The sequence below is a fragment of the Stenotrophomonas sp. SPM genome, from assembly GCF_003105135.1.
GTDB lineage: Bacteria > Pseudomonadota > Gammaproteobacteria > Xanthomonadales > Xanthomonadaceae > Stenotrophomonas.
In genome coordinates, this window is sequence record NZ_QETL01000154.1 from 1 (window position 1) to 6186 (window position 6186).

The following is a 6186-nucleotide window of genomic DNA, read 5'->3' on the forward strand; positions in this document are numbered from 1 at the left end:
CAGCAGGGCCAGGCGCGGCAGCGGCGGCATGTCGCCCAGGGCAGCCAGCGACGGCGGCCACTGCCCGGCGGCCGGCTCGCGCAGCGCCTGGCGCTGGCCCAGCAGGGTCCAGAAACGGGTCGGCCACTGCGCCATCGGCAGGTCGCTGGCCACGGCGGAAAAAGCGCGCATCACCGCGACCAGGGTCTGCTCGGCGCGGGCGGGATCACCGCACTGCAGCTCGGCAACCACCAGCGCGCGGCGTTCGACGCCACGCAGGAACGCCGACAGCGCGCCGGCCGCGGTCGAGGAAACAGGGGCGGGCACAGCCGTCATCGGTTACTCCAAAGGTCTGCGGGCATGATAGCGGCAGCCCATCGGCGGCCGGCAGGACTTGCGCCCACGGGCACTTCGTGCTGCAGGTTGTGCACAGCATCAATGCGGTCCCCGGCCAAATCGTTGTGAAGCCGCGGATTCACCTTGCTTCAGCAATGTTTCACAGTCAAACCATTGATTGTATTGATGTTTTTAGTATGGCTATTTTTTGACCAACCCGAGTGTAAAGCCGTCGCCATCAGCCTCACACGCCACCGTCGACCGGTAACGCACAACGTTATCCACAGAAGATGTGGATAAGACTGAATCTCTAATAGCCACCGATATTTAGGTGACATTTATGATTGCGCGGCAGGCGCGGGCGACGCGATCGCCTCTGCCATCGGCCCCCGCCCCGCCCGTTACACTGCCCCGATGCTCGCCCCCATCCCGACCCTGCAGGTCGCCCTGCCCGTCCCGCTGCCGCGCCTGTTCGACTACCTGCCCCCGGAAGGTCCGGGCCCGGCCGTGCCGGTCGGCTGCCGCCTGAAGGTCCCGTTCGGCAACCGCGAGCTGGTGGGGATGGTGGCCGGCCACGGCCAGGTGGACGACGGCCAGGGCCTGCGCCAGGCGCTGGCCTGGTGCGATCCGCAGCCGCTGTTGCAGGGCGAGCTGTGGCAGAGCCTGCAGTGGCTGGCCCGCTACACCCATTCACCGTTGGGCGAAGTGGTGAACACCGCCCTGCCCGGCCCGCTGCGGCACGGCGAGGCCCTGCCCGACACCCATCACTGGGGCTGGCAGCTGACCGCCGCCGGCCAGGCCCAGCGCGAAAAGCTGCGCGCCGGCACCCGCCCGCGGCAACTGGCCGAACTGCTGGGCGAGGCCGTGGTCGACGAAGACGTGCTGGGCGCGCGCATGGAGGACTGGCGCACTGCCGCACGCAGCCTGGCCAAGCGCGAGCTGGCCGAGCGCGTGGCCCTGAGCGTGGCACCGCAGCATGCGCAGCCCCTGCCCGGCCCCACCCTCAACCCGGAACAGGCCGAGGCCGTGGCCGCGATCACCGCGGCCGACGGCTTCCATGCCTTCCTGCTGGACGGGGTGACCGGCAGCGGCAAGACCGAGGTCTACCTGCAGGCGATCATCCACTGCCTGGCGCAGGGGAAACAGGCGCTGGTGCTGGTGCCGGAGATCGGCCTGACCCCGCAGACCCTGGCGCGCTTCCGTGGCCGCCTCGGCATCGCGGTGCATGCGCTGCATTCGGGCTTGAACGACAACGAACGCGCGCGCGTCTGGGCCGCGGCCTCGCGCGGCGAAGCGCGGGTGATTGTCGGCACCCGTTCGGCGGTGTTCACCCCGCTGCCGCAGGCCGGCCTGCTGATCGTCGACGAGGAACACGACGGCAGCTACAAGCAGCAGGACGGCATCCGTTACCACGCCCGCGATTTCGCTCTGGTGCGGGCCAAGGCGCTGGGCATCCCGGTGCTGCTGGGCAGCGCCACGCCCTCGCTGGAAACCCTGCACAACGCCTATGCCGGCCGCTACACCCACCTGCGCCTGAAGCAGCGCGCCGGTGATGCACGGCCACCACGCGTGCGCATCCTCGATGTGCGCAAGCGGCCGCTGCACGATGGCCTCTCCGCCGATGTGCTGGCCGGTATCGGCGAACATCTGCAGCGTGGCCAGCAGGTGCTGGTGTTCAAGAACCGCCGTGGCTACGCGCCGGTGCTGCTCTGCCACGACTGCGGCTGGACCGCGCCCTGCCAGCGCTGCGATGCGCCGATGACGGTGCATGGCGGCGGCCGTCGCCTGCAGTGCCATCACTGCGGTGCGCGGCAGCCGGCGCCTCTGGCCTGCCCGGCCTGCGGCAGCCTCGCGTTGCAGCCGCAGGGCATCGGCACCGAGCGCCTGGAAGAGCACCTGGTCAGCGCCTTCGCCGATTACCCGGTGGTGCGCATCGACCGCGGCACCACCTCGCGCCGCGATGCGCTGGAACAGCAGCTGGCGAAGCTGGGCGACCAGCCCGGCATCCTGGTCGGCACGCAGATCCTGGCCAAGGGCCACGACCTGCCCAAGCTGACCCTGGTGGTGGTGGTGGGCATCGACGAAGGCCTGTTCTCGGCCGACTTCCGCGCCAGCGAGAAGCTGGCCCAGCAGCTGATACAGGTGGCCGGCCGCGCCGGCCGCGCGCGCGATCCCGGCGAGGTCTGGCTGCAGACCCACCACCCGGGGCACCCGTTGCTGGAAACCCTGGTGAGCGGTGGCTACCACCCGTTCGCGCAGGCCGAATTGAACCAGCGCCAGGCCGCCGGCTTCCCGCCGTTCGCGCACCTGGCGCTGATGCGTGCCGAAGCGCAGCAGCTTGAACATGCCAACGCCTTCCTGCTGGCGGCGCGGCAGCTGCTGGGCGAGCAGACCGTGGTGGAGGCCTATGGGCCGATGCCGGCGCCGATGCCGCGTCGCGCCGGTTACCAGCGCACGCAGCTGCTGCTGTCTGCGCTGCAGCGGCCGCCGCTGCATGGCGTGCTGGCCCAGCTGGTGCCGCAGCTGTACGCGCTGCCGGAGGCGCGCAAGGTGCGCTGGTCGCTGGATGTGGATCCGACGGATCTGTATTGAGGGGTCAGAGCCCACCCTTGGGGTGGGATCCGACCCCGACAGCCAAGGGGTCGGATCCCTATCGCAGAGAGGGCTCCGACCCCGGTCGCCACCGCTTACGTCAGCGGTGACATCACGCCGCGCTGGTACGCCGGGCGCTCGCGCAGGCGCGCATACCAGTCGGCCACGTTCGGCAGGTCGGGACGCTGGATCGGCAGTTCGAACCAGGCATAGATCAACGAGCCCAGCGGAATGTCGCCCATGGCGAACTTCTCGCCCGACAGCCACGGCTGCCTGCCCAGGGTCTCATCGGCCATCTTCAGGTAATCACCGGCGCGCACGATGGCGGCGTTGATGCGCGCTTCATCGCGGTCGGCCGGCGCGGTGCGCATGATGCCCCAGATCAGTTCGGAGTACAGCGCGGCCATCCGCGAGGTGCTCCAGTCCATCCACTTCTCGGCCTGCGCGCGTTCCATCGCGTCTTCGGCGTACAGCGTGCCCAGCGAATAGCGCGCGCTCAGGTAGCGCACGATGGTGTTCGATTCCCACAGCGGCAGGCCGTGGTCTTCGATCACCGGCACCAGGCTGTTGGGATTCATCGCCACGTATTCGGCCGACTGCGTGCCGCCATGGCTGCCGCCCACTTCGATGGATTCGTACGGCAGCCCGATTTCTTCGGCACACCACAGCACCTTGCGGACGTTGCTGGAATTGCGACGGCCCCAGATCTTCAACATTGCGGATTTCCCTGCCTGCAGCGCTGCGCCACGGTGGCGCGGAAACGCTACGATACGCCCATCCACAGGGAGAGACGACGTGACTGCATGGGATGCTTTGAACTACGTTCTGCTGGCAGCAGGGCTGGTGATGCTGGTGCTGGGCTACCGCCGTTCCAGCCGCAACCAGCTGCTGTGCGCCGGGCTGTTGCTGCTGGCCTTCAACGGCGTCGAAGATTTCGCCGCCGGGTTTGCCGACGGCCATGCGGGTTCCGATGCGCGGGTGATCTGAGTCGCGGCGTCGATGTGCCGGCCAGCGGCCGGCACTACCGGTTCTTCTTCGGCAGCGCGCGCACGTAGGACGATTTGCCGTCCTTCTTCAGCTCGAACAGGCCGATGGCCGCCAGCAGGTCGCTGAGCTTGCCGTAGCCATAGTTGCGCGGGTCGAACGAGGCCTGGTTGCCGATCTGGCTGCCGACCGGGCCCAGGTGTGACCAGCCATCCTCGCCCTCGGCCGCCGACACCGCACGCCGCAGCATTTTCACAAGGCGCGTGTCATTGCGCAGTTCCGCACTGTTCTTGCGCGGGCGCACTTCATCACTGGCCACCTGCTCGCCAGCGACCTGCCCGCTGGGCGCCTGCCCGGCCTCGGCCTCGACATCGGGCACGCTGGCGTGGGTCTGGCCCAGGGCTTCCAGGTAGGTGAACTTGGAGCAGGCGTTGACGAACGGCTCGGGCGTCTTCTTCTCGCCAAAGCCATACACTTTCACGCCGTCGGTCAGCAGGCGCATCACCATCGGGGTGAAGTCGGCATCGCTGGAGACGATGGCGAAACCATCGAGGTTGCGCGCGTACAGCAGGTCCATGGCATCGATGACCATGGCCATGTCCGAGGCATTCTTGCCCTTGCTGTAGGCGAACTGCTGGATCGGGCGGATGGCGTACTCGTGCAGCACCGATTCCCAGCCCTTCAGGCGCGGGCTTTTCCAGTTGCCGTAGGCACGGCGCACGTTGGCCACGCCGTAGCGGGCGACCTCGGCCAGGACTTCGTCGATCTTCGAGGCCGGTGCATTGTCGGCGTCGATCAGCAGGGCGATGCGCTTTTCCGGTTCGGACATGGTTTCCTCGGTGGGCTGCAGGCTGAGTGGAGTATCACCCATGGCCACTGGCAGCCATGTGACGTGCGATGATGCAGGGCGACATCCATCCCCCTCTGGAGTACGTCGATGAGCCGCGAACCAGTCCCCCACCTGGTCATCATCGGCGGCGGTTTTGCGGGCCTCTGGGCCACCCGGGCCCTGGCCCGCGAGAAGATCAGGATCACCCTGCTCGACCGCCGCAACCACCACCTGTTCCAACCCCTGCTGTACCAGGTCGCCACCGCCGGCCTGTCCGCCCCCGATATCGCCGCGCCGCTGCGCCACATCCTCGGCCACCAGCGCAACGTGGAAGTGCGCCTGGGCGAGGTCGTCGCCATCGACAAGGCCACCCGCGAGGTGCAGCTGGCCGATGGCAGCAGCCTGGGCTACGACAGCCTGCTGCTGGCCACCGGCGCCACCCACGCCTACTTCGGCAATGACCAGTGGGCGGCCGATGCGCCGGGCCTGAAGACCCTGGACGATGCCATCGCCCTGCGCCGCAAGCTGCTGCTGGCGTTCGAGCGCGCCGAAGCCGAACCGGACCCGGCGAAGAAGGCCGCATGGCTGAGCTTCGCGGTGGTCGGCGGCGGCCCCACCGGCGTCGAACTGGCCGGCACCCTGGCCGAGATCGCCCGCCACACCCTGCGCAACGAGTTCCGCCACATCGACCCGGCCAGCGCCAAGGTGCGCCTGGTCGAGGCCGGACCACGTGTGCTGTCCTCGTTCCCGGAAGTGCTTTCGCTGAAGGCGCGCCGGCAGCTGGAAAAGCTGGGCGTGGAAGTACTGACCGGCACCCCGGTGAGCGACATCGACAGCCTCGGCTTCAAGCTGGGCGAACAGTTCGTGCCCGCACGCACCGTGGTCTGGGCCGCCGGCGTGGCCGCCTCGCCGCTGGCGCGCACGTTGGACGTGCCTCTGGACCGTGCCGGCCGCGTGCAGGTGCAGCCCGACCTGACCCTGCCCGGACATCCCGAACTGTTCGTCGCCGGCGACCTGGCCGCGGTGAACCAGGCCAACGGCAAGCCGGTGCCCGGCGTGGCGCCCGCTGCCAAGCAGATGGGCAAGTACGTGGCCGATGTCATCCGCGCACGCCTGCATGGCAAGCCGACACCGGGGCCGTTCAAATACGCCGACTACGGCAACCTGGCCACCATCGGCCGCATGGCCGCCATCGTGCACCTGGGCAAGCTGCAGTTGTCGGGCGTGCTGGCCTGGTGGTTCTGGCTGGCCGCACACGTGTTCTTCCTGATCGGTTTCCGCAACCGCGTGGTGGTGCTGCTGAACTGGGCGGTGGCGTACTGGAGCTACCAGCGCAGCGCGCGCATCATTTTTGGTGATGACCAGGAAGATCGCCGGCCGAAGTAATTCCACGCCGTGCGTCGATGAAGTTGTAGAGCCGAGCCCATGCTCGGCTTCTGCACCCCGATGCAGCCGAGCATGGGCTC

At 68.5% G+C, this 6186-nt stretch carries 5 protein-coding genes and 1 pseudogene; 3 read left to right on the forward strand and 3 right to left on the reverse strand.

Annotated elements, in window-relative coordinates:
- Positions 1-315 (reverse strand): annotated as a pseudogene (locus DCO49_RS19030) (hypothetical protein); the annotation flags it as partial.
- A 414-nt stretch (positions 316-729) separates the two neighbouring features.
- On the opposite strand from DCO49_RS19030, the gene DCO49_RS19035 reads away from it, so the two are divergent.
- Positions 730-2907 carry a primosomal protein N' gene (locus DCO49_RS19035; RefSeq protein ID WP_116865323.1) on the forward strand — a complete coding sequence of 726 codons (2178 nt, stop codon included), beginning with the start codon at positions 730-732 and terminating at the stop codon, positions 2905-2907.
- 95 nt (positions 2908-3002) lie between these two features.
- Here DCO49_RS19035 and DCO49_RS19040 read toward each other — a convergent pair whose 3' ends face one another.
- Positions 3003-3623 carry a glutathione S-transferase gene (locus DCO49_RS19040; RefSeq protein ID WP_116865324.1) on the reverse strand — a complete coding sequence of 207 codons (621 nt, stop codon included), beginning with the start codon at positions 3621-3623 and terminating at the stop codon, positions 3003-3005.
- A gap of 79 nt (positions 3624-3702) precedes the next feature.
- Here DCO49_RS19040 and DCO49_RS20230 point away from each other — a divergent pair, with 79 nt between their 5' ends.
- The gene (locus tag DCO49_RS20230; protein ID WP_133249454.1) at positions 3703-3894 is read left to right on the forward strand and encodes a hypothetical protein; all 192 of its coding nucleotides are present in this window, start codon (positions 3703-3705) and stop codon (positions 3892-3894) included.
- A gap of 34 nt (positions 3895-3928) precedes the next feature.
- Here the strand turns inward: DCO49_RS20230 and DCO49_RS19045 are convergent, their stop codons facing one another.
- Positions 3929-4720, reverse strand: a complete 792-nt coding sequence (locus tag DCO49_RS19045) for an NYN domain-containing protein (RefSeq protein WP_116865326.1) — start codon at positions 4718-4720, stop codon at positions 3929-3931.
- A gap of 108 nt (positions 4721-4828) precedes the next feature.
- Here DCO49_RS19045 and DCO49_RS19050 point away from each other — a divergent pair, with 108 nt between their 5' ends.
- Positions 4829-6106: an NAD(P)/FAD-dependent oxidoreductase gene (locus DCO49_RS19050; protein WP_116865325.1), complete on the forward strand. Its 1278-nt coding sequence runs from the start codon at positions 4829-4831 to the stop codon at positions 6104-6106.
- The last annotated feature ends 80 nt before the right edge of the window (positions 6107-6186 follow it).